Source organism: Lysobacter sp. KIS68-7 (assembly GCF_021284745.1).
Lineage (GTDB): Bacteria > Pseudomonadota > Gammaproteobacteria > Xanthomonadales > Xanthomonadaceae > Noviluteimonas.
Window position 1 is genome coordinate 2,973,193 of record NZ_CP089925.1, and the last position, 21,277, is coordinate 2,994,469.

General features: G+C 65.9%; 24 protein-coding genes. 13 read left to right on the plus strand and 11 right to left on the minus strand.

The window, feature by feature from the left end:
* Positions 1-11 precede the first annotated feature (11 nt).
* The gene (locus tag LVB87_RS14280) at positions 12-1,457 is read right to left on the minus strand and encodes a transglutaminase-like domain-containing protein (RefSeq protein WP_232898620.1); all 1,446 of its coding nucleotides are present in this window, start codon (positions 1,455-1,457) and stop codon (positions 12-14) included.
* Between the two features lie 171 nt (positions 1,458-1,628).
* Between LVB87_RS14280 and LVB87_RS14285 the strand changes: the two genes are divergently transcribed.
* The 4 genes from LVB87_RS14285 to LVB87_RS14300 are packed head-to-tail and all read left to right on the plus strand — an operon-like array spanning position 1,629 to position 6,172.
* On the plus strand, positions 1,629-2,777 hold the full coding sequence (locus LVB87_RS14285) for a DUF819 family protein (RefSeq protein WP_232898621.1): 1,149 nt from the start codon (positions 1,629-1,631) through the stop codon (positions 2,775-2,777).
* 19 nt (positions 2,778-2,796) lie between these two features.
* Positions 2,797-4,209: an SH3 domain-containing protein gene (locus LVB87_RS14290; protein WP_232898622.1), complete on the plus strand. Its 1,413-nt coding sequence runs from the start codon at positions 2,797-2,799 to the stop codon at positions 4,207-4,209.
* A 29-nt stretch (positions 4,210-4,238) separates the two neighbouring features.
* Positions 4,239-5,336 (plus strand): dipeptide epimerase, encoded by a 1,098-nt coding sequence (locus tag LVB87_RS14295; RefSeq protein WP_232898623.1) that lies wholly within the window; start codon positions 4,239-4,241, stop codon positions 5,334-5,336.
* Complete coding sequence (locus LVB87_RS14300; protein WP_232898624.1) at positions 5,333-6,172, plus strand: MurR/RpiR family transcriptional regulator; 840 nt, start codon at positions 5,333-5,335, stop codon at positions 6,170-6,172. The genes LVB87_RS14295 and LVB87_RS14300 overlap by 4 nt, the downstream gene beginning before the upstream one ends.
* A 6-nt stretch (positions 6,173-6,178) precedes the next feature.
* On the opposite strand, the gene LVB87_RS14305 is transcribed toward LVB87_RS14300, so the two are convergent.
* Positions 6,179-7,756, minus strand: a complete 1,578-nt coding sequence (locus tag LVB87_RS14305) for an arylsulfatase (protein ID WP_232898625.1) — start codon at positions 7,754-7,756, stop codon at positions 6,179-6,181.
* 94 nt (positions 7,757-7,850) lie between these two features.
* Positions 7,851-8,651 carry a transporter gene (locus tag LVB87_RS14310; protein ID WP_232898626.1) on the minus strand — a complete coding sequence of 267 codons (801 nt, stop codon included), beginning with the start codon at positions 8,649-8,651 and terminating at the stop codon, positions 7,851-7,853.
* 126 nt (positions 8,652-8,777) lie between these two features.
* Here LVB87_RS14310 and LVB87_RS14315 point away from each other — a divergent pair, with 126 nt between their 5' ends.
* Positions 8,778-9,833, plus strand: coding sequence for an NAD(P)-dependent alcohol dehydrogenase (locus LVB87_RS14315; protein ID WP_232898627.1), 1,056 nt, complete (start codon positions 8,778-8,780; stop codon positions 9,831-9,833).
* Here LVB87_RS14315 and LVB87_RS14320 read toward each other — a convergent pair.
* The gene (locus LVB87_RS14320; protein WP_232898628.1) at positions 9,830-10,258 is read right to left on the minus strand and encodes a hypothetical protein; all 429 of its coding nucleotides are present in this window, start codon (positions 10,256-10,258) and stop codon (positions 9,830-9,832) included. The two genes, LVB87_RS14315 and LVB87_RS14320, sit on opposite strands and share 4 nt — an antisense overlap.
* Positions 10,259-11,003: 745 nt before the next feature.
* Between LVB87_RS14320 and LVB87_RS14325 the strand changes: the two genes are divergently transcribed.
* Together LVB87_RS14325 and LVB87_RS14330 are read left to right on the plus strand one after the other, a co-directional pair.
* Positions 11,004-11,540, plus strand: a complete 537-nt coding sequence (locus LVB87_RS14325; protein WP_232898629.1) for a DUF4136 domain-containing protein — start codon at positions 11,004-11,006, stop codon at positions 11,538-11,540.
* A gap of 67 nt (positions 11,541-11,607) precedes the next feature.
* On the plus strand, positions 11,608-11,970 hold the full coding sequence (locus LVB87_RS14330) for an STAS/SEC14 domain-containing protein (RefSeq protein WP_232898630.1): 363 nt from the start codon (positions 11,608-11,610) through the stop codon (positions 11,968-11,970).
* A gap of 4 nt (positions 11,971-11,974) precedes the next feature.
* Here the strand turns inward: LVB87_RS14330 and LVB87_RS14335 are convergent, their stop codons facing one another.
* Positions 11,975-12,355, minus strand: coding sequence for a VOC family protein (locus LVB87_RS14335; protein ID WP_232898631.1), 381 nt, complete (start codon positions 12,353-12,355; stop codon positions 11,975-11,977).
* 58 nt (positions 12,356-12,413) lie between these two features.
* Here LVB87_RS14335 and LVB87_RS14340 point away from each other — a divergent pair, with 58 nt between their 5' ends.
* Positions 12,414-13,202: a hypothetical protein gene (locus LVB87_RS14340; protein WP_232898632.1), complete on the plus strand. Its 789-nt coding sequence runs from the start codon at positions 12,414-12,416 to the stop codon at positions 13,200-13,202.
* 9 nt (positions 13,203-13,211) lie between these two features.
* Here LVB87_RS14340 and LVB87_RS14345 read toward each other — a convergent pair whose 3' ends face one another.
* The 4 genes from LVB87_RS14345 to LVB87_RS14360 all read right to left on the minus strand — a co-directional run bounded on the left by LVB87_RS14345 (position 13,212) and on the right by LVB87_RS14360 (position 15,156).
* The gene (locus LVB87_RS14345; protein WP_232898633.1) at positions 13,212-13,598 is read right to left on the minus strand and encodes a low affinity iron permease family protein; all 387 of its coding nucleotides are present in this window, start codon (positions 13,596-13,598) and stop codon (positions 13,212-13,214) included.
* Between the two features lie 69 nt (positions 13,599-13,667).
* A complete protein-coding gene (locus tag LVB87_RS14350; protein WP_232898634.1) occupies positions 13,668-14,186 on the minus strand; it encodes a thioredoxin domain-containing protein in 519 nt (172 codons plus the stop codon).
* A gap of 18 nt (positions 14,187-14,204) precedes the next feature.
* Positions 14,205-14,675, minus strand: coding sequence for a redoxin domain-containing protein (locus LVB87_RS14355; RefSeq protein WP_232898635.1), 471 nt, complete (start codon positions 14,673-14,675; stop codon positions 14,205-14,207).
* 58 nt (positions 14,676-14,733) lie between these two features.
* The gene (locus LVB87_RS14360; protein WP_232898636.1) at positions 14,734-15,156 is read right to left on the minus strand and encodes an organic hydroperoxide resistance protein; all 423 of its coding nucleotides are present in this window, start codon (positions 15,154-15,156) and stop codon (positions 14,734-14,736) included.
* 145 nt (positions 15,157-15,301) lie between these two features.
* Between LVB87_RS14360 and LVB87_RS14365 the strand changes: the two genes are divergently transcribed.
* The 3 genes from LVB87_RS14365 to LVB87_RS14375 all read left to right on the plus strand — a co-directional run bounded on the left by LVB87_RS14365 (position 15,302) and on the right by LVB87_RS14375 (position 17,889).
* Positions 15,302-15,769 (plus strand): PaaI family thioesterase, encoded by a 468-nt coding sequence (locus tag LVB87_RS14365; RefSeq protein WP_232898637.1) that lies wholly within the window; start codon positions 15,302-15,304, stop codon positions 15,767-15,769.
* A gap of 110 nt (positions 15,770-15,879) precedes the next feature.
* Positions 15,880-16,782, plus strand: coding sequence for an alpha/beta hydrolase (locus tag LVB87_RS14370; protein ID WP_232898638.1), 903 nt, complete (start codon positions 15,880-15,882; stop codon positions 16,780-16,782).
* Between the two features lie 54 nt (positions 16,783-16,836).
* Positions 16,837-17,889, plus strand: coding sequence for a DMT family transporter (locus LVB87_RS14375; RefSeq protein WP_232898639.1), 1,053 nt, complete (start codon positions 16,837-16,839; stop codon positions 17,887-17,889).
* A 5-nt stretch (positions 17,890-17,894) separates the two neighbouring features.
* Here LVB87_RS14375 and LVB87_RS14380 read toward each other — a convergent pair whose 3' ends face one another.
* Positions 17,895-18,206 carry a PepSY domain-containing protein gene (locus tag LVB87_RS14380; protein ID WP_232898640.1) on the minus strand — a complete coding sequence of 104 codons (312 nt, stop codon included), beginning with the start codon at positions 18,204-18,206 and terminating at the stop codon, positions 17,895-17,897.
* Between the two features lie 109 nt (positions 18,207-18,315).
* Between LVB87_RS14380 and LVB87_RS14385 the strand changes: the two genes are divergently transcribed.
* The gene (locus tag LVB87_RS14385; protein WP_232898641.1) at positions 18,316-19,338 is read left to right on the plus strand and encodes a histone deacetylase family protein; all 1,023 of its coding nucleotides are present in this window, start codon (positions 18,316-18,318) and stop codon (positions 19,336-19,338) included.
* A 28-nt stretch (positions 19,339-19,366) separates the two neighbouring features.
* Here LVB87_RS14385 and LVB87_RS14390 read toward each other — a convergent pair whose 3' ends face one another.
* Positions 19,367-19,714 carry a DUF2185 domain-containing protein gene (locus LVB87_RS14390; protein WP_232898642.1) on the minus strand — a complete coding sequence of 116 codons (348 nt, stop codon included), beginning with the start codon at positions 19,712-19,714 and terminating at the stop codon, positions 19,367-19,369.
* A gap of 648 nt (positions 19,715-20,362) precedes the next feature.
* On the opposite strand from LVB87_RS14390, the gene LVB87_RS14395 reads away from it, so the two are divergent.
* Positions 20,363-21,160, plus strand: a complete 798-nt coding sequence (locus LVB87_RS14395; RefSeq protein WP_232898643.1) for a 7-cyano-7-deazaguanine synthase — start codon at positions 20,363-20,365, stop codon at positions 21,158-21,160.
* Positions 21,161-21,277 lie beyond the last annotated feature (117 nt).

A 21,277-nucleotide genomic window follows, 5' to 3' on the forward strand; every position in this document is an offset into this window, starting at 1 on the left:
GCCTCTCCCCGTTAATGAGCCGGCACCAGGTGCCATTCGAAGTCGTAGTCGAACTGATCGAAGTACAGGTTCCCGCCCTTCCATTCGACTTCCCCGCGCTGCGAGTCGACGGTTTCGGAGCGGAAGAACGTCTTGGCGGGCACGAACGGCTGGCTGTAGTCGTCGTTGAAGGCGACGCGATAGCCATCCAGTCCACCGAGGTAGAACCACTCGGTCTTCGGATCGCCTTCGAGCTTGCCGAACGTCACGTCCATCGGCATCCAGCCGTAGGGGGCGAGGTACACCTGGCCCCAGTCGTGCAGGTTCCAGTAATCGGTGGGCGAGAACATCATCCCCGACTGCCAGCGCGCGGGGATGCCGTTCAATCGCAGCAACGTGATGAGTAACAGCGTCTGCTGGCCGCAGTCGCCGTGGTGCGCGTGCAGCGTGTAGTCGCTGATGTTGGAGAGCGTGGAGTACTCGCGCGCGCCGGCCCACGGGAACTTGTCGTCGACCAGGGCGAAGAGCTTCTGCGCGATGCGATACGGGTTCTTTTCATCGCCGACGGTGGCGCGCGAGAGTGCACGCAGGTCGTCGGTGAACACCACGTGCGGGGCGCGCTCGGACAGGAACGGCGCGAGCTCGGTGCGCTGCGCGTCGGTGAGCGGCACGACCTCGTCGGCGTCGATCGGATGCGACTGCGCCGAGATCGTGACCTCGTAGGTGACGTCGAACTTCGTCGGCTTGCCCGCGACGGCCTTGCCTTCCATGTAGGCGGTGCGCTGCATCGTCGTCGCGGGCGCGACCTGCGCATTGGCGGGCGTGCTCGAGACGAACTTCACTTCGTCCTGCTGCCCGGCGATCTCGCGCGGATACGGGATCCAGGCGCGGATCGTCTCGCCGGCCGGTACCGCATCGGCGTTGACGGTCAGCGATTGCGTGATGCGGAAACGCTGCGGCAGCACGCCGGCCTTGCCGGTCGCGATCGCCGCGTCATGGGCCTGCGTGTGGTGCGGATGCAGCGATTCCAGCGGGCTGTCGCGGAACACCGGCGGCTTGGCGCGGCGCGCGACGGCTTCCGGACTCAGGCGCCAGAGGTTGCCCACGGACCGATTGAAATAGCGCTTGTCGCCATCGATCGTCAGGTGTTCGAGCAGGCTGCGATCCCACTGCGCGAATTCGTCTTCGCGCAGGTCGGGGATGTTCTCCTTCAGCTTGGCGCGCACCTCGGCTTCCGTCAGGGGGAAATCCAGGTGGATGCGGCGCATGCGCTCCTTCTGGAAGAGCAGCGCATCGCGATCGGCGGGGCTGAGCGTCGTGGCCTTCAGGGCCGCATCGATGCGCGCGTCGGCTTCCTTGAAGTGACCGGCGTCGATCAGGGAGACGATGTCGGCGGGCGCCTGGCCGGGAAGCTCTGCCGCCCACGCGGCGGCGAAGGCGAGGCATGCCGCGATGCAAATCGCGGGCAATGGGGACATCAACCGGCGGGCGGCGACCTTGTCCAAGCGCAAACGACCTTCTGAAAGGCGGTGCGAGGCGCTGTGTAACATGCCCATCACAATCGGTCAATAAATTATTCTTCCCTGCCGACGAGCGATGAATATATATTCCGACCACGCCCCGACCCGGGGCCGGGGCATGGGGACGGGATGATCCACACGGTCTGGCCGTATCTGGCGCTGATGCTCCTCATCGCGGGCACGTTCCCCATGCTGGAACGCCGCTTCGGGTGGCGCGTGTTCTCCGTGATGCCGCCCATCGTCATGGTCTACCTGACGGTCACCGCCCTGTCGGTGTCGGGCCTGTGGCACATCGAGGGCGACATCCAGGCCGTGCAGAAGATGCTCATCGCACAGGTCATTCCCGCGATGCTCTTCCTGCTGATGATCAACTGCGACCTGCGCGCGATCTTCGCGCTCGGGCCCCGCGTGCTGGCTGTGTTCTTCAGCACCACGCTGTGCCTGTTCGTCGCGTTCACCACCACCTACCTGATGTTCCGCAACGTGTTGCCGGAAACAGGCTGGGAACCGCTGGCGGCGCTGAGCGGCAGCTGGGTCGGCGGGTCGGCCAACCTGGTGGCGGTGAAGGAAGCGGTGGGCATGTCGGACAACGCGCTCGCGATGGCGCTGCTCACCGATGCGCTCTGCTATTCGGTGTGGGTGGCGGTGCTGTTCTCGATCGCGCGCTTGGCGCCTGCGTTCAATCGCTGGACGAAGGCGAAGGAGAGCGGCGACATCGTCGCCTCGGTGCCGACCGCCACCGGGCCGATCACGCCGGACGCTGTCTTGCTGTGGCTCGGCATGGCGCTCGCCGCGGGCACGGGCTCGCGCGCACTGGCCGGCCTGATGCCCAACTCGATGTACATGTCGGGCACGTCCTGGACGATCATCTTCGCGACCGTGGCCGGGCTGATCGTCGCGCACACGCCGATCGCGAAATTCCCCGGCGCCAGCCGCATCGCCAGCGGCTTGCTGATCTTCGTCGTCGCGATCCTCGCCTCGCAGAGCAACTTCGCGGGCATCGCCTCGGCGCCCTGGTACATCGCCTGCGGCCTGAGCATCCTCGCGATCCACGCGATCCTGCTCGCGCTGATGGCGAAGGCCTTCCGTTTCGACCTGCACCTGTGCGGCATCTCCTCGCTCGCGCATGTCGGCGGCGTGGCCGCAACGCCCGTGCTGGCCGCGGCGTATTCGCCGGCGCTGGTGCCGGTGGGGATTCTGCTCGCCCTGCTGGGTTATATCCTCGGGACCGGTTTTGGATTGTTGATGGCGTCGGTGCTGTCGTCGCTTGCGCCCTGAGCCACGCATGAGGTTTGCCATGCAAACGAAGTTCATGAAGTCCTTGCTTGCGATGGGATTGGCGCTGGCGATCGCCACGCCCGCGTTCGCATTGGACAAGTCGTCGACCGCGCCGTCGCCTTCGCTGCTCGCGGTGCCCGGTGTCACAGATGCGCAACTGGATCCTGCGTTCTGGATCAAGCGCCTCGGCCCGGAAGCCGACCGCGTGCTGCTGGATGCGAAAGGCGTCGACGCGGCGAATGCACGCATGCTCGCCGACGACCCGACCATCCACGATCTCGCCACCCTGCCCGCTTCGGTCACGAAAGCGCAGGCGAGCGAATGGATCGCCGATCTCTCCTCGCGTCCCACACGCACGTTGTACGACGACAAGGGAAAGGAGATTCCCGCCGCCACGCTCGACGGCCTCGTCGCCGACGCGAACCTGGCCGCGGTGCCGGACGCGATCACGCCGCGCTATGCGCTGGTGACCGAACGCGCCTCGCTGCGCACCTTCCCGTCGAACCTGCGCGCGTTCACCGACAACGACGACACCGACATCGACCGCTTCCAGGAAAGCGCGCTCTTCCCGGGCATGCCGGTGGCGATCGTGCATGAAAGCCGCGACGGCCAGTGGGCGTTCGTCGTGAGCAAGCGCTATCGCGCGTGGATCGAACGCAAGCGCATCGCCGAAGGCCCTCGCGACACCGTGCTCGCATACGCCGCCGCCACGCCGTATCGACTGGTCACCGCGCCGAAAGTGCGCACGGTCTACACGCCCGAATTGCCGCAGGCCTCCGAACTTCCGCTCGACATGGGCACGCGCCTGCCGATCGCCGACGTCCCGGGCGACACGCCGGTGAACGGACAACACCCCTACACCTCGTACGCGGTGCAACTGCCCTTGCGCAACGACGACGGCACGCTGCGCATCGCGCCCGCGCTGGTGCAGAAGAACGCGGACACGGCCGCGTCGCCGCTGCCGGTCACGCAGGCCAACATCCTGCGCCAGGCCTTCAAGTTCCTCGGCGAGCGCTACGGCTGGGGCCACGATTACGACGCACGCGATTGCAGCGGCTTCGTGTCGGAGGTCTATGCGAGCCTTGGCCTGCTGATGCCGCGCAACACCGGCGACCAGGCCCGCAGCCCCGTGCTGCAGCGCACGCCCTTCACCGACACGAGCACGCGTGCCGAGCGCGACGCCGCCGTTTCGCGCCTGCGCGTGGGCGATCTCGTCTATATCCCCGGCCACGTGATGATGATGATCGGCACCATCGACGGGCAGCCCTACGTCATCCACGACACCAACGGCGGCAGCTTCCTCGGCGCCGACGGCAAGCTGCATTCGATGCACCTCAACGCCGTCTCGGTCACCCCGCTGCTCCCGCTGATGTACGACCCGACCCACCGTTACGTGGATCGCATGACCACCATCGTCCGCGTCGCGCACTGATCGTCCAAGGACCACAGGACCTCCGCCGAATGAAGATCACCCGCATCGAGTTCGCCATGCTCCGCGTGCCGCTGAAGACGCCGTTCAAGACGGCGTTGCGCAGCGTGTCGCAGGTCGAGGACGTGGTCGTGATGGTGCATACCGATACCGGGCACGTCGGCTACGGCGAAGCGCCGGCGACCGCCGTAATCACCGGCGACACGCACGGGTCCATCATCGATGCGATCCGCTTCCACATCGCGCCGCGCCTGATCGGCCGCGAGATCGCCGACCTCAACCGCAACACGCGCCTCGTGCAGTCGGCGATGGAGAAGAACACCAGCGCCAAGGCCGCAGTGGAGATCGCGCTGTACGACCTGTTCGGCCAGCTCTTCGACGCGCCGCTCTACAAGGTGCTCGGCGGCGGCGACCCGGTGATCACCACCGACATCACCATCAGCGTGGACACCATCGACAAGATGGTGGCCGATTCGATCTCCGCGGTGGATCGCGGCTTCGATTCGCTGAAGATCAAGGTCGGCAAGGAAATCGGCGTGGACATCGAGCGCACCAAGGCGATCCACGCCGCGGTGGCCGACCGCGCCCTGCTCCGCCTCGATGCCAACCAGGGCTGGACCGCGAAGCAGGCCGTGCACGCCATCCGCGCGCTCGAGGACGCCGGCATCCAGCTCGAACTCGTCGAACAACCGGTGAAGGCCAACGACCTGGAAGGCATGCGCTACGTCACCGAGCGCGTGACCACGCCGATCATGGCGGACGAAAGCGTGTTCGGCCCCGCGCAGGTGATCGAGCTGATCCGCATGCGCGCGGCCGACATCATCAACATCAAGCTGATGAAGACCGGCGGCTTGTCCAATGCCATCAAGATCGCGGACATCGCCTCGCTGCACGGCGTGGACTGCATGATCGGCTGCATGCTCGAGTCCAGCATCAGCGTGGCCGCGGCGGTGCACCTGGCGGTGGCCAAGGCCGATGCGATCACCAAGGTCGACCTGGACGGCCCGTCCCTCTCGCAGTTCAACCCAGTCGAAGGCGGCGTGAACTTCAACGAGTCGGAGATCTCCATCCCCGATGCACCGGGCCTGGGCATCCGCAATATCCGCGGTCTGGAGCCGCTCGCCGCGTGACGGCACCCTTGCTGCGGATCCGCGCGGAGCGCGAGCAGATGTCGGCGATCGAGCGCCGCATCGCCGACTTCATCCTCGACAACGCCCAGCTGATGCGCGACTACTCCTCGCAGCAGCTGGCCGCCGCGCTGGGCATCAGCCAGTCGAGCGTGGTGAAGTTCAGCCAGAAGCTCGGTTATCGCGGTTATCCGGACCTGAAGTATTCGATCGCCGAAGCCGCGGTGCCCGAGGTCGCCGCCGCGGCGAAGGCCGATGCGGACGACGCGCCCGATGTGCGCTCCGGCGACCTGTGGCGCTGCAAGACCGACGCCGAAGCGGAAACGCGCACCATCAATCCACCGGCGGTGCTGGACTATGTCGCCTCGCTGTTCGATCGCGCCAACAAGGTGTTGCTGATCGGCACCGGCGAAGACGGCCCCGTGGCGCGCGCCTTCGCGCAGCGCTTGGCGATGCTGGGCATCGTCGCCGTGCACCATTTCGACCTGCCCCATCTCAGCGCGAGCATCGCCTCCGCGCGCGTGGGCGACGTGCTGCTCGCGATCTCCGAGCACGGTCGCCAGTCCGCGTTGTGCGGGCAGGCGCGTGCGATGCGCGAGCGCCAGGGCAAGGTGGTGAGCGTGACGCGCCACACGTCCAACCCCCTGCGCGCGCACGCAGACGTCTCGCTGCTGGTCTCCGCGCACGACGAGCGCGCCTACATCGAGCCGCTGCTGTACCAGGCGGGCGTGCAGCACCTGCTCGACCGCCTGGTCGTACTGCTGTGCGAAGGCCGCGGCGATCGACTCGCGCAGTGGCAGGCGAACCTGGAACGCGCGAAGTCGATGCCGGAGGGCTGAAGCCCGTTACGACGACCCGTGCGGGAGCGTCTTCATCTGCGCCACCGCCTGGCCCAGGTCGAAGGAGCCCGGCGTCTGCGCCGGCGGGAACTCGGCGAACGTATCGAGGAACTGCGCGGCGGCCGCCTGCGCACCATAGATCCAGAACGCGTTGTGGATCACCCAGTCCCAGTACACGTTGGAGGTCTGGTCCGCGCGTTCGTACGGGTCCGTGCGCAGGTTGAACATCTTGGGCATGCGCAACTTGGTGAACGGCTCCGCCCACACCTGCATGGTGCCGCGGCAGCGCTGCTCCATGAAGCAGATCTTCCAGTTGGTCCAGCGGATGCCGAGCACGTCGCCGTCGTCGCTGAAATAGAAGAACCATTTGCGCGGGCCCTCATCGGTTTGACCCGTGAGGTACGGCAGGAAGTTGAAGCCGTCGATGTGGTTCTTGTACTTGCGCCCGTTGACGGTGGTGCCCTTCTTCAGGCGGTCCATGCAGGTGGTGTCGCCCGCGGCGGCAAGCAGCGTCGGCAACCAATCGTGGTGCTGGATGATTTCGTTGGACACCACGCTAGCGGGAATGCGGCCGGGCCAGCGGATCATTTCCGGAATGCGGAACGCGCCTTCCCAGTTGGTGTTCTTCTCGCTGCGGAACGGCGTCATGCCCGCGTCCGGCCAGCTGTTCATGTGCGGACCGTTGTCGGTGGAATAGATGACGATGGTGTCTTCGGCCAGGCCCATGTCGTCGAGCAGGTCGAGCAGCTGGCCGACATTGCGGTCGTGGTCCACCATCGTGTCGTGGTACGGCGACTGGTGGTCGCCCGCCTGGCCCAGGCTCTTGGGCTTGGTGTGCGTGATGAAGTGCATGTGCGTGGTGTTGACCCACGCGAAGAACGGCGTGCCGGACTTGTCGGCGCGCTTGATGAAGTCGGTCGCCGCGGCGACGAATTCGTCGTCGCAGTTCAGCATGCGCTTGGTCGTCAGCGGACCGGTGTCCTCGATCTTCTGCTTGCCCACGCGGCCCCAGCGCGGATGCGTGGTCGCATCGTCCTTGGTGGCCGCCCAGCTGTGGATCACGCCGCGCGGCCCGAACTTCTCGCGGAACCTCGGATCCTTCGGATAGCCGTACATCTCCGGCTCTTCCTCGGCGTTGAGGTGATAGAGGTTGCCGAAGAATTCGTCGAAGCCATGCACCGTGGGCAGGTGCTTGTTGAGGTCGCCCAAGTGGTTCTTGCCGAATTGCCCGGTGGTGTAGCCCTGGTCCTTCAGCAGCGAGGCGATGGTGACGATCGAATCGACCATGCCTTGCGGCGCGCCCGGGATGCCCACCTTCGACAGGCCCGTGCGATGCACGCTCTGCCCGGTGATGAACGACGAACGCCCCGCGGTGCAGCTCTGCTCGCCGTAGGAGTCGGTGAACATCATGCCTTCATGCGCGATGCGATCGATGTTCGGCGTGTGGTAGCCCATCAGCCCGTGCGTGTAACAGCTGAGGTTGGCGATGCCGATGTCGTCGCCCCAGATCACCAGGATGTTCGGCTTCTTGCCGCCGCTGGACTTCTTTTTCCCGGGAGCAGCTTTCTTCTTCGCGGTCGCCATGGCGGACTCCTCTTGGACAGGCCGCCATCTTCCGCAAACGCCCCCATGCACAGCTACGCGATTACTACCGTGCAGGCACCAGTAAATCTACCGATCATTTCCCGGGAAACAGGAGCGTTGCGGTGAATCGCACGCCCCAATCCGGGCCGCCTTCGGGCGTTTCGAAGTAGTACCGCACGCCGCCCTGGAAACTCACCATCTGCGATCCGATCTTCGTCACCTTGCTGTAGCCCGCGTTGAACGGCACGGTCCACTGCGAATGTTTCCAGTCGTAGCTGGATTCGAAGTTGAACGACAGCGTGCGCCCCTGCCCCAGCGCCTTGGTGAGGAAGGGCTGGAAGAACGTGTTGCTGACGCCGGCACGATCGTCGTCGCCCGCAAAGGACCACAAGTGGTTCATCAGGAAGCCGTACGTCCAGCCGGCGCTGGTCTGCTTCAGCACCACGGCGGTCGGACCCGCGGCCCACTTGCCGGTGCCCAGCACATCGTCGGTGGCCGTCGGAAGCAAAAAGGCAGGTCCGATGCCCCAGATCCAACCGCCGCTCGTGGGCTCCTTCGGCGAGAAAAACAAGCTCTGCGTGATGTCGCCGAGGCCGAAGGTGCTGCCGGTGCCGGGCGGCACGTCGTCGCGGTAGTCGATCGGCAGGATGGTGCGCGAAATCATGTTCCAGTCTTCGCTGATCGAGACCGGCACGACCGGCTGCACGTTCACGAAGGTGCGGCTGCCACCGTCGGCGAACCCGTCGTCGTAATTGAACTGGAACGGCACGCTGATCAGGCTCGCCACCGGATTGGCCAGCTTCTTCGCCAGCTCGTCCGCATCCTGCGCGAAGGCGCACAGCGGCAACCCCAGCAGGGCCAGGCCCATCACTCGCCACAGAGTCGTCGATGCCATTGCCCCGCCCTCGCGTGAAAGTCGCGACCATCGTGCACCGCTCGTCGGCAAGGCGCGACAGCGAAATCTCCGCAATGCGCTCAGTAAAAGTACTGTAGTGGGACACGATGCCCCGGAGAGCCCGCGATGAACACCAAAGCCTATGGCGCCCATGCCGGCGACAAGCCGCTGGAACCGATCGACATCCAGCGCCGCGCACCTGGTCCGCGCGACGTGCAGGTGGAGATCAAGTATTGCGGCATCTGCCATTCCGACCTGCACACCGTGCGCTCCGAATGGCCCGGCACGAAGTACCCCTGCGTCCCCGGGCACGAAATCGTCGGGCACGTCTCGGCCGTCGGCGGCGAGGTCAAGCGCTTCAAGGTCGGCGACACAGTGGGCGTGGGTTGCCTGGTCGGCAGTTGCCAGCATTGCGCGAGTTGCGCCGATGGCCTGGAGCAGTATTGCGAGAACGGCTTCGTCGGCACCTACAACGGGCCGACGCAGGATCCGCCCGGCTACACGTTCGGCGGCTATTCGCAGCGCATCGTCGTCGACGAAAAGTTCGTGCTGAAGATCCGCCATCCGGAAGAACAACTCGCCGCCGTCGCGCCGCTGCTGTGCGCAGGCATCACCACCTACTCACCGTTGCGCCACTGGAAGGTCGGGCCCGGCAAGAAGGTGGGCGTCGTCGGCATCGGCGGGCTCGGGCACATGGGCATCAAGCTTGCGCATGCGATGGGCGCGCACGTCGTGGCGTTCACGACGTCCGAAAGCAAGCGGAAGGATGCGCACGACCTGGGCGCGGACGAAGTCGTGGTGTCGCGCGATCCGGCACAGATGAAACCGCACGGCGGCAGCTTCCACTTCATCCTCAACACCGTCGCGGCCAGCCACGACCTGGATGCCTTCACCACGCTGCTCAAGCGCGACGGCACGATGTGCCTGGTCGGCGCGCCCGAGCATCCGCATCCGGGCCCCAACGTGCTGGTGCTCATCATCGGCCGCAAGTCGATCGCCGGCTCGTTCATCGGCGGCCTCCCCGAAACGCAGGAGATGCTCGACTTCTGCGCCGAGCACGGGATCGTGTCCGACATCGAGATGATCCGGATCCAGCAGATCGACGAGGCCTACGACCGCATGCTGAAGAGCGACGTCAAATATCGCTTCGTGATCGACAGCGCGACGCTCGCGCAGGCTTAGTGCCCGGGCGTCACCAACGGCACCAGGAAGCGCGACTGCAGTTCGGCTTCGTCGACGTTGCCGTCGTGGTTGGCGTCGAGCCAGTCGAAGCGGATGTTGGCGGCGCGTTCGATTTCGTCGACGTTGAGTTTGTCGTCGGCGGTGCGGTCGGCCACGCGGATGCGATCCAGGGCGAGTTTGTCGTCGGCGTTGGGGCCGAGCAGCGGTTTGAGTTCGGCGGCGGTGATCTGTCCGTCGCCGTCGGTGTCGAGGACGCCGAGGACGATTTCGGCGTCCGTTTCGTAGCGGCTCAGGACGCCGTCGTGGTTCACGTCCAGCTTGTTGAAGCGTTCGTTCGCGGTCTTCGCGATCGGGGCGTTCTGCGACAGGCACGGTGCGCTGGCGATCAGCAGTGCAAGCGCGGAGAAGAGCATCGTGGAACGCATGGTGGGGCTCCGGTTGGGAAGGTCGGCTCTTGTCCCAACGACGAGTCGGCATGCAAGCGGCCGTGGGTTCCGTGAGTGCTGCGTGAAGGGGGCTGCTTTCTCCACAAGACGGGCGTTCCGCCGCGAGCTGCCGTGTGCTCCTCGCCGCTCACATACCGCAGCTCCCGTCGAGGAGCACACGGCAGCTCACGTCGGCCCGCTCGCTATTTGATCGTTGCGCGGAGCGTCTGGGAGCCGCGTTTCACCGCGATGCGAACGCGTGCGCCAACTTCCGGCTTCGGAAGGACGGCACTTTGCCCCCTCGCTCGCTGCATCGGCATGTGCGTCCCGCTTCGGAGGGCAAGGTGCCTAGATATCAATTGTTGGGGACGCCCCTTCGGGCCGAAGGGGCGCGTGCCCACAAACCTCGCTAGGCACGTCGCCTGCCGAAGGTGACGCACGCGACGGCGCAGCGCCGAGGTGGGCGACGGGCCGACGATCCGAAGCTACGGTGTTGGCGCACGCGATCCGATCGCGACGCGCCCACAACCCCAGACGCTCCGCGAGGGCATCAAATCGCGAGCGGTCCGACGTGAGACGTCGTGTGCTCCTCGACGGGAGCTTGCCGTATGCGAGCGGCGAGGAGCACACGACGGCTCGCGGCGGAACGCCCGTCTTGTGGAACCCCCTCCGATAACGAACCGTGAACACACCATGGCCGCTGGCGCGTCATGGTAGCGGTCGTCCAGTCATGGAGGACCCCGCCATGCATCGCACAACGCTCCCCGCAGCCTTCGCCGCACTCCTGCTGACCGCCTGCGCCAGCAGCGCCCCCGTCGTGCAGACCGACCACGCACAAGGCGTGGACTTCGCCCGCTACCGCACCTACACCTGGGTGGAAGAACCGCACCCGCAATCGCCGATCACGCACGACAAGCTCATCCGTGCGATCGACGGACAGCTCGCCGCGAAAGGTTTGCAGCGCGTCCCCGAGGGCGGCGACATCGCCCTCGCCGGCCGCCTCGACACGCGTGAAGACGTCAGCTACCACCACTTCTCGGTCGGGCTGGGCGTCGGAGGCTGGGGCAACAACGGTGGCGCCGGCCTCGGGACCAGCACCGGCACGTCGACCCCGAAAACCAATCTCGTCGGCGCGCTCGTGATCGACATGTACGACGCGAAGACCAAGCAGGCAATCTGGCGCGGAACCGCCTCCGGCAACGCACCCACCACGCCGGAAAAGGTCGACGCGGCCCTGGAGGCCACGATCCCGAAGCTGTTCGCGACCTTCCCGCCGAAGTGACGCCCCCAACCGACGGCCGAAGCCTGCGCTAAAGTGACGTTCGGTCGCGCCCGGGGGGAGCCGGCGGATGGGTCATTCAGTGGTCGTAGAGGCGGGTGCGTTCGTCGAGCTCCGCTACAGCGGTGCCGTCACCTACGAGGAACGGGCCGTCGCCGTGGATGCGGTGGGGCGCCTGTTGCGCGAGAGCGGCCTGCGCCGCGTGCTCGGCGACTACCGCGACGCGCACATTGTCGAATCCGTGCCCGGCGCGCGCATCGATTACGTCGCCAAGGCCATCAGCGCCGACATCCTGGCGGGCTGCAGGGTGGCGATCATCGGCTTGTCGCCCGAACACATGCGCGCGGCGGAAATGGCGAGCATCGTCCGCGACATCACGGTCAAGGGATTCGACGATCGCGAATCGGCGATCGCATGGCTGGCGGGCGGCTGACGCCCTACTCCCAGGTGTTCGCGTCCTTCGGCCATCCGGGCCGCTGCACGCGCACCACGCAGAAGCGATGGCCCGAAGGCGCCTGCATCACCACCCAGCGTTCGAGCTGCCGCACCACGCTCGCGCCCAGCTTTTCCAGTCGCGCCACTTCCGCCGGGATGTCGTCGGTCTCGATGTCCAGGTGCACGCGGCTTTCGTGTTCGACGCGCTGCAGCTGCACGATGGGTTCCTCGGGCCTGGTGTCGAGCATGACGTAGCTGCCGCGCGTGCCGGGGTGGTCGCGGTCGATGTCCCGCCCGAGTGCGGCGGACCAGAAACGCGCGGCGGCGTCGATGTCGTCGGTGTTGCAGTCGATCAGCAGGGCGCAGAGTCGCGAGCGGTGCATGGGGGACCTCGGTGGGGGCAATCCTTTGTATGCTTTATAGCGGGAACAGGGGACCCTCATGCGAAACACCTTTGCGCTGCCGATGGCAGCCTGCTTGTCCGTGCTCGCCATCGCGCCGATGGCTACGAATGCCGCCTCCGACCAAGCCATGCCGCCACCGCTCGAAGAGGTGATGACCATGCGCGTGGCCGGCGAAATCGCGGTCGACCCAGGCGGACATGTGCGTGGATACGTCCTCGCATCGAAGGTGCCCGACAGCATTCGCGCGCGCCTGGACAAGGCGATCCCCAACTGGACCTTCATCGCCGTGGCGCCGCCCGACGGTGCGAACGAATCGCGCACGCCCATGCTGCTCTCGCTGGTCGCCACCAAGGTCGCCGATGGCTACGCGATCCGCCTGGAGGACGTGGCCTTCGGAGCGGGCGGAGACGACATGCGGGACCGCCTCGCTCCCCGCACGTTCCTGAAATCGCCCCTTCGCGCAACCAACGCCATCGTGCGGGTCGCGGTGCGCCTGGATGAAACCGGACATGCGCAGGAGGTCGCGCCGATCGGCTGCGCACTGCACAACGCCGGCGGCGACGCGGAAGAAAAGGCGCTGATGTGCCAGCGGCTCGAGAAGCTGAGCGCCGAAGCGGCCAGCCTTTCGCATTACGCGCGCAGCAGCATGGCCCTGCCCGGCGTCGGCCAGGTGTGGTTCGAGTTCACGTCCGGCGGGCCCATCGATGACAGGCTGGGCAAGTGGCGGATCGAGTCGCGCACGGGGACGCGCGATGTGCCGTGGTTCCGCCCGGTGCGCACGGTCGTGTATGCGCTGAGCGACGGGATCGTCGGCGGAGCGCTCTGACGCGGCGCTTCACTTCCGCCGCGAATCGCGGCTGCGACGTGCCAGTTCCTCGTACGTCTTGCGCAACTCGTCGAGCTCCTCCTCCTCGAGCTCTTCGAGATCGAGCATCGCGTTGTTGGCGGGACGGTGCGAACGCAGCAGTTCGTCGAGCTTGATCTGCATCGCCTCCGTGTCGCGGTTCTGCGTGTTCTGGATCAGGAACACCATCAGGAAGGTGATGATGGTGGTGCCGGTGTTGATCACGAGCTGCCAGGTGTCGCCGAACTTGAACAGCGGACCGGTGGCCGCCCAGACCACGATGATCGCGAGCGCGATGACGAAGCAGGTCGGCGTGCCGGTGAAGTGCGCGGCCTTTTTCGCGAAACGGGTGAACAGCTTGTGCTTGCTCGTCGCCATGCGGGCGGGTCCGGCGGGAAGGGTGCGAAAACTGTATCCCGCCGCAGGCGTGAGCGGCTGTGACAGCCCCTACGATGCCGCCTGGCGCAGCACCTCGACCATCTCGTCGAAATCGGCGGGGCCGTCGTAGCGTTCGCCGTTGATGAAGAACGATGGCGTTCCGTTGACGCCGCTGCGGACCCCGCCATTGAAGTCGTTGCGGATCCGCTCCTCGTAAGTGCCCGCGCGCAGGGCGGCATCGAGGTCCTCCGCGGACAGGCCCTGCGCCGTCACCGCGCGTGCGTAAAGCGTCGGCCCCAGCCGGGTCTGGTTCTCGTACAGGTAATCGTGCGTCTCCCAGAAACGCCCGTTTGCCCCGGCGAACTCCGCGGTCGACGCCGCGCGCAGCGCCTCCGGATGCATCTGCGTGATGGGGAAGTTGCGGAACACGAAGCGCAGTCGATCCCCCAACGCCTCCTGCACGCGCCGGATGACCGGATAGGCCGCGCCGCAGTACGGGCACTGGTAATCGCCGTATTCGACGAGCGTCACCGGCGCGTCGGGATGGCCCTGGGCATGATCTTCCGGTCCCACGGGAATCTTGAGCATGTCGTTCTCCCGCCGGCCTCATGCGCCGGGAAGTGCGTCCAGTGCATCGAGGATGCCGTCGGCGCCGGGATTGACGGCCACCGGCGACAGGTAACTCCACGCGATGACGCCGTCCTTGTCGAGCACGAACAGCGCGCGTTGGCTGCAGCCATGCTCGGCGTCGTAGACGCCGTAGGTGCGCGCGACTTCCCCCTTCGGTTCGAAATCGGCCAGCAGGTTGAAGTGGAGGTTCCGATCCTGCGCGAATGCCTGGTGGCACCACACGCTGTCGACGGAAATGCCCAGCAAGTGCGCACCCGCCTGGTGGAACGCCGGCAGGACTTCGTTGTACAGCGCCATCTGGTCGCCGCAGACCGGGCTCCAGTCGGCGGGATAGAACGCGAGGATGACGGGGCGGCCGCGAAGTTCGCCCAGCGACAAGGCCTGGTCGGGCGTGGCGTTGAGGCGAAAGTCGGGTGCGGGCGTGCCGGCCTGCAGGATTCCTGCCATGACAGCCTCCGAAATCATTGCGGATGCCCGAGCATAAGCGTCCGCTGCACGGTCGCCTTCACTTGATCCCCTGCTCCACCTCCACGTCGCCGCGCGTCGCGCGCGAGTACGGGCATGTCGCGTGGGCCGCTTCGACGAGCTTGCGCTTCGTCTCCGCGTCCAGCCCGGGCAGGTCGATGTTCATCACGACGTGCAACTGGTATTCCTTATTCGCGGTCTGGCCCAGCGTGACGTCGGTGTCGATGGCCGCGTCCTTGGGCCATTTCACTTTCGATTGCAGCGCGGCGATGTGCATCGCGCTGAGGAAACACGCGGAATAGCCGACCGCGAACAGCTGTTCGGGATTCGTGCCGGGCTTACCGGTGCCCGGCGTTGCCAGCAGGACGTCGAGCACGCCGTCGCTGGTCTTGCCGGCACCTTCGCGTCCACCGGTGACATGGGCGTGCGCGGTGTAGATCTCGGTTGCAAGGGGACTGGGCATCTCGACACTCCGTCGGTGGTTTCGCTGTTGAGCTTGATGCGCGATGCGCCTGGCGATGCTAGGCGCGCATGCGTTAGTCAACGGTGGAAGACAGGCGCCCGGATCGGCGCCATCATCGCGTCGTGCCATGCATGAGGCCCATCCGATGACGCCCAACCCCGCCTACATCGAAGCCATGCAGCAGCTCGTGCGCGATTCGAAGTTCCCGCAGATCCTCGGCATGACGCTCGCCGTCCTCGACTTCGATCGCGCCCAAGTGACTGTCGACCTCGACGCGCGACACACCCATGGCTTCGGCATGGTGCACGGCGGCGTCTTCGCCACGCTCATCGACAGCGCCACCTGGTGGTCGGCCTACATGCGGATCCCGGAAACGGCCGGATTGGTCAACGTCGATCTCAAGCTCAATTACCTCAAGGCGATGACGGGTGGAAGCCTGCGCGCAGAGGGCCGCTGCCTGCGCGCGGGACGGCAGATCAGTTATGCGGAAGCGACGGTCCTCGACGAGCGCGGCGACCTCGTGGCGCACGGCACATCCACGCTGATGGCGCTGCCCGACAAGGGCCTGCGCGTGGGCGTGCCGAAATTCCTGGAGGAAGATCGGCCCGCGTAGGCGCGCTGCGCGTCCGATCCGCGGCGGCGACGACGTTCCCTGCAAGGACCGACACGAACGCGAGGACGCACATGGCACGGTTCGACGCAGACTCCCGCAGGCTCCTGGCGATGGGCTTGATCACCCTGTTGCTCGGGATCGCGAGGCCGGCGCAGGCCGAGGTGCATCCCTACTCCGCTGCCTTCCATGCCTCCGAGATGGCCGTCAGCGGCGGAACCCAACACGTGCGCGTCGGCGGGCATGGCCCGGCCGTGTTGCTGCTCCACGGCTTCGGCGACACCGGCGACATGTGGCAGCCCCTGGCCGAGCGATTGGTGAAGGATCACACCGTCATCGTTCCCGACCTGCGTGGCATGGGCTTGTCTTCCCATCCGGAGAGCGGCTACGAGAAGACGGCGCAGGCGCGCGACCTGGCCGGCATCCTCGACGCGCTGAAGATCGACAAGGTGCAGCTGGTCACGCACGACATCGGCAACATGGTGGGGTACGCGCTGGCGGCGCAATACCCCGACCGCGTTTCGCGTTGGGTGATCATGGATGCGCCCCTGCCGGGGCTGGGCAGCTGGGACAAGCAGTTGCTCAACCCCAAGGTGTGGCACTTCAACTTCCGCGGACCCGATGTCGAGCGCCTCGTGCAGGGCCGCGAGCGCATCCTGCTCGATCGGTTCTACAACGACATGTCGGCGAACCCGGCGCGCATCGACGAACAAACGCGCAACCACTACGCCGAACTCTATGCGAAACCCGGCGCGATCCACGACGCGTTCAGCGGACAGTTCGCGGCGTTCTCGCAGGACGCGAAGGACAACCAGGCGCTGTTCGCCAAGGGCGGCAAGCTACGACTCCCCATACTGGCGATCGGCGGCGATCATTCCTACGGCGCCGCGATGAAGACGGAATTGGAATCCGTCGCCGAGCACGTGGATGGCGCGGTGATCACCGATTCGGGCCACTGGATCATGGAAGAGCAGCCGGAACAGGCGATACGCGCGATCGAAGCGTTCCTGCAGTAGAAGCGCCTCGATTGGGGCATGCTGGCATGCATGCGCACTGCCCCTCGCACATGGTTGGCGTCCGGCATCGGTGCCGCGCTGCTGGCGGCCCTGCTCTTCGGCGCCAGCACGCCGCTCGCCAAGCTGCTGATCGCCGATACGCCGCCGATCCTGCTCGCGGGGCTGCTCTATGCAGGATCGGGCCTCGGTCTGGGCACATGGCTGCTGATCCGACGCGTCCGCAAGCAATCCGTCTCCGCCGAAGCGCCCTTGCGGCGCGCGGACGTGCCGTGGCTCTCGGGCGCGGTCCTGTTCGGTGGCGTGCTGGGCCCAGTGCTGTTGATGCTCGGGCTCTCCCTCACGCCCGCTTCGTCCGCATCCCTGCTCCTCAATCTCGAAAGCGTCCTCACGGCCCTCATCGCGTGGGTCGTGTTCCGCGAGAACGTCGATGTCCGCATCTTCCTGGGCATGGTGGCGATCGTCGCGGGCGGTGTGCTTCTGTCGTGGAATGCGACGCCCACAGCAACGGTGCCGTGGGGCGCACTGGCCATCGCGGGCGCCTGTGCGTGTTGGGCCATCGACAACAACCTGACACGCGTGGTCTCGGGCGGCGATCCCGTGCAGATCGCGGCGATCAAAGGCGGCGTCGCGGGCGCGATCAACGTTGGCGCAGCGCTGGCACTGGGGTATCGATTGCCCGACGCCATGCACATCCTCTCGGCAGGATTGATCGGCCTCACCGGCTACGGCATCAGCCTCGTTGCGTTCGTGCTTGCGTTGCGTCATCTCGGCGCCGCCAGGACGGGCGCCTACTTCTCGACGGCGCCCTTCGTGGGCGCCGGGCTCTCGCTCCTCCTGCTACGCGAAACACCCGGACTGTCCTTCTGGATCGCCGGCGGCCTCATGGCATTCGGTGTCTGGCTCCACGTCAGCGAGCACCACGAGCACGAACACGCGCACGAGGCGATGGACCACGAGCACCTGCACGTCCACGACGAGCACCACCAGCACGCGCACGATTTCGAGTGGGATGGACGCGAGCCACACGCCCATCCCCACCATCATGCGCCGCTGGTCCACTCCCACCCGCACTACCCCGATCTCCACCATCGGCACGATCACGAGTAGACGGCTTACGTGTGCTTTGCGTGCTTCTCGTGCGCTTCGCTCTCTTCCGACTCGTTCGGGTTGGCGGTGATGGCGCCCGTCATCGCGTCGACATGGAGATGCACGGCCTTGCCGTCCTTCATCGCATCGGCGTCGAAGTGGGTGCCTTCCTTCTCGACGCCGTGCACCTTGGTGTAACCCGCTTCAGTGAGTTTCGCAGTGACCTGGCTTTCGGTCAGCGTTGCGGGTTGGCTGGCGGTCTGGGCCGTGGCGAGACTTGCCACGCAGAAGAGCGCCGCGGCGCTCGCGCAGAGCCATGTTGCGGATCGAATCTTCATTCGGGAACCTCTTCGGGTACCGGCGCAGGGCGCCGAGCGAACCGTACTCCCGGCATCGGTCGCGGAGATGAACTTCTCCCTGCTCAGGCAGGCGCTCTATGATCGGCGCATGAAGCTCATCCACTCCCCGCTCCACGCACTCCACGACGGCGGCATGGAACTCTTTCGCGGCGAGTTGGTGCCGTGCTTCGAGATGCCTTCGCGCGTGGACCACATCCTGGGGGCCATCGAGCGCGCGGGATGGGCGGTGGAAGGTCCACGTGATTACGACGACGCCGTGCTCGCCAGCGTGCACGACGCCGACTACCTGGCGTTCCTGGCCGGCGCATACGACGCATGGCGCGCCGAGGGACGCGACGGATTCCTGCTGGCCGGGGCCTTCCCCGCACGCGGCATGCGACGCGACCGGGTGCCGACGGGACTGCACGCGCGCCTGGGGTATTACAGCTTCGATGCGGGCAGCCCGATCGTGGCGGGCACGTGGCAGGCGGCGCGTGCGTCGGCGCATTGCGCGCTCACGGCAGCGGATCTTGTCGCCGCCGGCGATCGCAGCGCGTATGCGTTATGCCGACCGCCCGGCCACCATGCGGGGCGCGCGATGTTCGGCGGCTACTGCTACATCAACAACGCCGCACTGGCGGCGCAGCGCTTGCGCGATGCCGGATTCGCCAAGGTCGCCGCGCTGGACATCGACTACCACCACGGCAACGGCACCCAGGACATCTTCTGGACGCGCGACGACGTGCTGTTCGTGTCGATCCACGGCGACCCGAACACCGAATATCCGTTCTACCTGGGCCATGCGGACGAGCGTGGTGCGGGCGCCGGCGAGGGCTTCAACCACAACTTCCCGCTGCCGCGCGGCACCGAGTGGGCGCGTTACGCGGCGACGCTCGACACGGCACTGGATGCGGTGGCCGCCTACGTACCGGATGCGCTGGTCGTCTCCCTCGGCGTGGATATCTTCGAGGGCGATCCGATCAGTGGATTCAAACTGGGGGCGGAGACGTTCCCGCTGCTCGGCGCGCGGATCGCGTCGCTGGGACTGCCGACGGTGCTGGTGCAGGAAGGCGGGTACGCCGTAAGCGAGATCGGCGACATCGTGGCCGGGGTGCTGTCGGCGTTTGCCTGACCCGCGTCAGCGGAGTCCATGGAGTCCGTCAGGCCTCATCGGGTGCCCAGTCAGTGACTGCAATGAATCTCTCCGATTCCGGAGTCTTCTCGAAGGCGCTGCCCTCTGGAGCGTCCAGGAAAGGAATGATCGTTGGGTCGTAATTGGCGATGGTGTTGATGTCGTAGACGTCATGGTTGGGGGGAGTGTCCATGTACTCATCACTCTCCAATCCGGACATGAAGCGCCAGCCACTATCAACGTCATTGTCCGGTGTCTCCCGATACATGAAGCGCACGGGATGGCCCTCGACGGTAATTTTGTCTGTGGCGATGCACCCGCCATAGCCCTCTGCAAGGGGTTTGATATCGTCTTTGGACAGCTTGTATTTCGCCATGAGCCATAACGCCTGATTGATCGGAGACCCAAAAAACGTATTCCGACGGTCGCAGGCGGCGCAATGGTACTTGTAGGTAACAAAAAACCCCGCTTTAGCGGGGCTTTTGAGAGCTCACTAAATCCCGGGGATCTTGTGAGACCTTGCGTCTGGTGCCAGGAGAGGACTCGAACCTCTGGCCTAAACACCTGATTCTTCGCATTTTCTTGGCTTCGCAGGATTGCCTTACCCTCGGCAATACCCTCGACCACTCAAGCCCCGGTACGAGGATATGCGGGCAAGCTAGAGCCCCTCCTTCCTCGCCATCTAGCGAGGGTCGTATCTCGGGGCACGGCGCGGCCGACACAAATCGGCCACCACTTATCGGCGCGTATGCCCAGTGTCCGCTTTCGGCCAGAAGCGGACGCTCGCGACTGGCGTGTCTGTTTCGAAATCAAGGCTGATCTATGGCGGGGTTGCTGGTGGCAGATGGCGGGTGCCGCGTCATGCTTGCAGGGCCTCCGAATGCACCACGGCAATGGTCCCAGCCACACCATCAACGTCGGCTTCACCTTGGGCGGCGATGCTTTGCATGCGTCGATGGCCGTCCTGCGGCGCCCTTGGCGTCACAAGCCAAACGGGCGCGCAGCCCGTCTCGCCGGAGGGCACATGGACGACAAGGCGCCGGTAAATGTGTTTTGGACCAGCGGGTGGGATTCCACCTTTCGCCTCTTATCCCTCCTGCTCGAACACCGCCTGCTTGTGGCGCCGACGTATGTCGTGGACCCCACGCGCGGCTCGGCCGGCGCGGAGCGCCAGGCGATGGCGCGGATCCGCGAGGCGCTATTTGAACAGCATCCGCACACGCGCGAACTGTTGTTGCCCGTGAACGAAGTGCCGCTCGCGGAGATCGCTCCATATCCTGAACTGACCCGCGCATTTCGCCGGCTCGCCGTGGTCCACCATCTCGGAGACCAATACGATTGGCTCGCGCGCTACTGCAAGCAACGCGGCCTCGATGGTGTCGAGCTGTCTGTCGAACGCACCTTCCACGGCCCGCATGGCGTGCTTCATGGCCGCGCGATCCAAGTGATCGATGCTCATGGCCTCGAGACGTTCCGCGTACCGCCCGATTACGAGGATGTCGATGCGCTTGCGCTCTTCGGCGCCTTCTCCATGCCGCTGTTCGACATGACGAAGGAAGACACAGCCGACGTGGCGCGCCGCCATGGCTGGCTCGACCTTCTGGGCCTTACTTGGTTCTGCCATCGCCCCACGCGCGATGGGAATCCCTGCGGGATCTGCAACCCGTGCCTGTATGCGATCGAGCAGGGCTTCGGTTGGCGCGTCTCTGAGCGCCGCCGCGCAATGTCCGCGGTGTACCGCCGCACCTTGTTGCCGCTCCGCCGGATTGCGCGGAGCCAGATGCTCAAACGGCGCGCGAAGGCCGAGGCTGAGTCGACTTGACCATAATGTTCGCGCTGCCCGCCGAAGCGGATCGAGAGTCCGCTTTCGGCCAGAAGCGGTCATTCACATCTCGCTTGCCCACCTAAGCAGAGCATCCAACGCATCGACTGACCCTGC

What these genes read in the sequence shown, in the direction of transcription:
- LVB87_RS14380 (WP_232898640.1), bottom strand. Translation starts at nt 18,206, where the DNA reads ATGAAGATTCGATCCGCAACATGGCTCTGCGCGAGCGCCGCGGCGCTC.
- LVB87_RS14290 (WP_232898622.1), top strand. Translation starts at nt 2,797, where the DNA reads ATGCAAACGAAGTTCATGAAGTCCTTGCTTGCGATGGGATTGGCGCTG.
- LVB87_RS14340 (WP_232898632.1), top strand. Translation starts at nt 12,414, where the DNA reads ATGCGAAACACCTTTGCGCTGCCGATGGCAGCCTGCTTGTCCGTGCTC.
- LVB87_RS14370 (WP_232898638.1), top strand. Translation starts at nt 15,880, where the DNA reads ATGGGCTTGATCACCCTGTTGCTCGGGATCGCGAGGCCGGCGCAGGCC.
- LVB87_RS14280 (WP_232898620.1), bottom strand. Translation starts at nt 1,457, where the DNA reads ATGTCCCCATTGCCCGCGATTTGCATCGCGGCATGCCTCGCCTTCGCC.
- LVB87_RS14360 (WP_232898636.1), bottom strand. Translation starts at nt 15,156, where the DNA reads ATGCCCAGTCCCCTTGCAACCGAGATCTACACCGCGCACGCCCATGTC.
- LVB87_RS14320 (WP_232898628.1), bottom strand. Translation starts at nt 10,258, where the DNA reads ATGCGTTCCACGATGCTCTTCTCCGCGCTTGCACTGCTGATCGCCAGC.
- LVB87_RS14315 (WP_232898627.1), top strand. Translation starts at nt 8,778, where the DNA reads ATGAACACCAAAGCCTATGGCGCCCATGCCGGCGACAAGCCGCTGGAA.
- LVB87_RS14350 (WP_232898634.1), bottom strand. Translation starts at nt 14,186, where the DNA reads ATGCTCAAGATTCCCGTGGGACCGGAAGATCATGCCCAGGGCCATCCC.
- LVB87_RS14385 (WP_232898641.1), top strand. Translation starts at nt 18,316, where the DNA reads ATGAAGCTCATCCACTCCCCGCTCCACGCACTCCACGACGGCGGCATG.
- LVB87_RS14395 (WP_232898643.1), top strand. Translation starts at nt 20,363, where the DNA reads ATGGACGACAAGGCGCCGGTAAATGTGTTTTGGACCAGCGGGTGGGAT.
- LVB87_RS14365 (WP_232898637.1), top strand. Translation starts at nt 15,302, where the DNA reads ATGACGCCCAACCCCGCCTACATCGAAGCCATGCAGCAGCTCGTGCGC.
- LVB87_RS14310 (WP_232898626.1), bottom strand. Translation starts at nt 8,651, where the DNA reads ATGGCATCGACGACTCTGTGGCGAGTGATGGGCCTGGCCCTGCTGGGG.
- LVB87_RS14325 (WP_232898629.1), top strand. Translation starts at nt 11,004, where the DNA reads ATGCATCGCACAACGCTCCCCGCAGCCTTCGCCGCACTCCTGCTGACC.
- LVB87_RS14355 (WP_232898635.1), bottom strand. Translation starts at nt 14,675, where the DNA reads ATGGCAGGAATCCTGCAGGCCGGCACGCCCGCACCCGACTTTCGCCTC.
- LVB87_RS14345 (WP_232898633.1), bottom strand. Translation starts at nt 13,598, where the DNA reads ATGGCGACGAGCAAGCACAAGCTGTTCACCCGTTTCGCGAAAAAGGCC.
- LVB87_RS14335 (WP_232898631.1), bottom strand. Translation starts at nt 12,355, where the DNA reads ATGCACCGCTCGCGACTCTGCGCCCTGCTGATCGACTGCAACACCGAC.
- LVB87_RS14285 (WP_232898621.1), top strand. Translation starts at nt 1,629, where the DNA reads ATGATCCACACGGTCTGGCCGTATCTGGCGCTGATGCTCCTCATCGCG.
- LVB87_RS14305 (WP_232898625.1), bottom strand. Translation starts at nt 7,756, where the DNA reads ATGGCGACCGCGAAGAAGAAAGCTGCTCCCGGGAAAAAGAAGTCCAGC.
- LVB87_RS14390 (WP_232898642.1), bottom strand. Translation starts at nt 19,714, where the DNA reads ATGGCGAAATACAAGCTGTCCAAAGACGATATCAAACCCCTTGCAGAG.
- LVB87_RS14330 (WP_232898630.1), top strand. Translation starts at nt 11,608, where the DNA reads ATGGGTCATTCAGTGGTCGTAGAGGCGGGTGCGTTCGTCGAGCTCCGC.
- LVB87_RS14295 (WP_232898623.1), top strand. Translation starts at nt 4,239, where the DNA reads ATGAAGATCACCCGCATCGAGTTCGCCATGCTCCGCGTGCCGCTGAAG.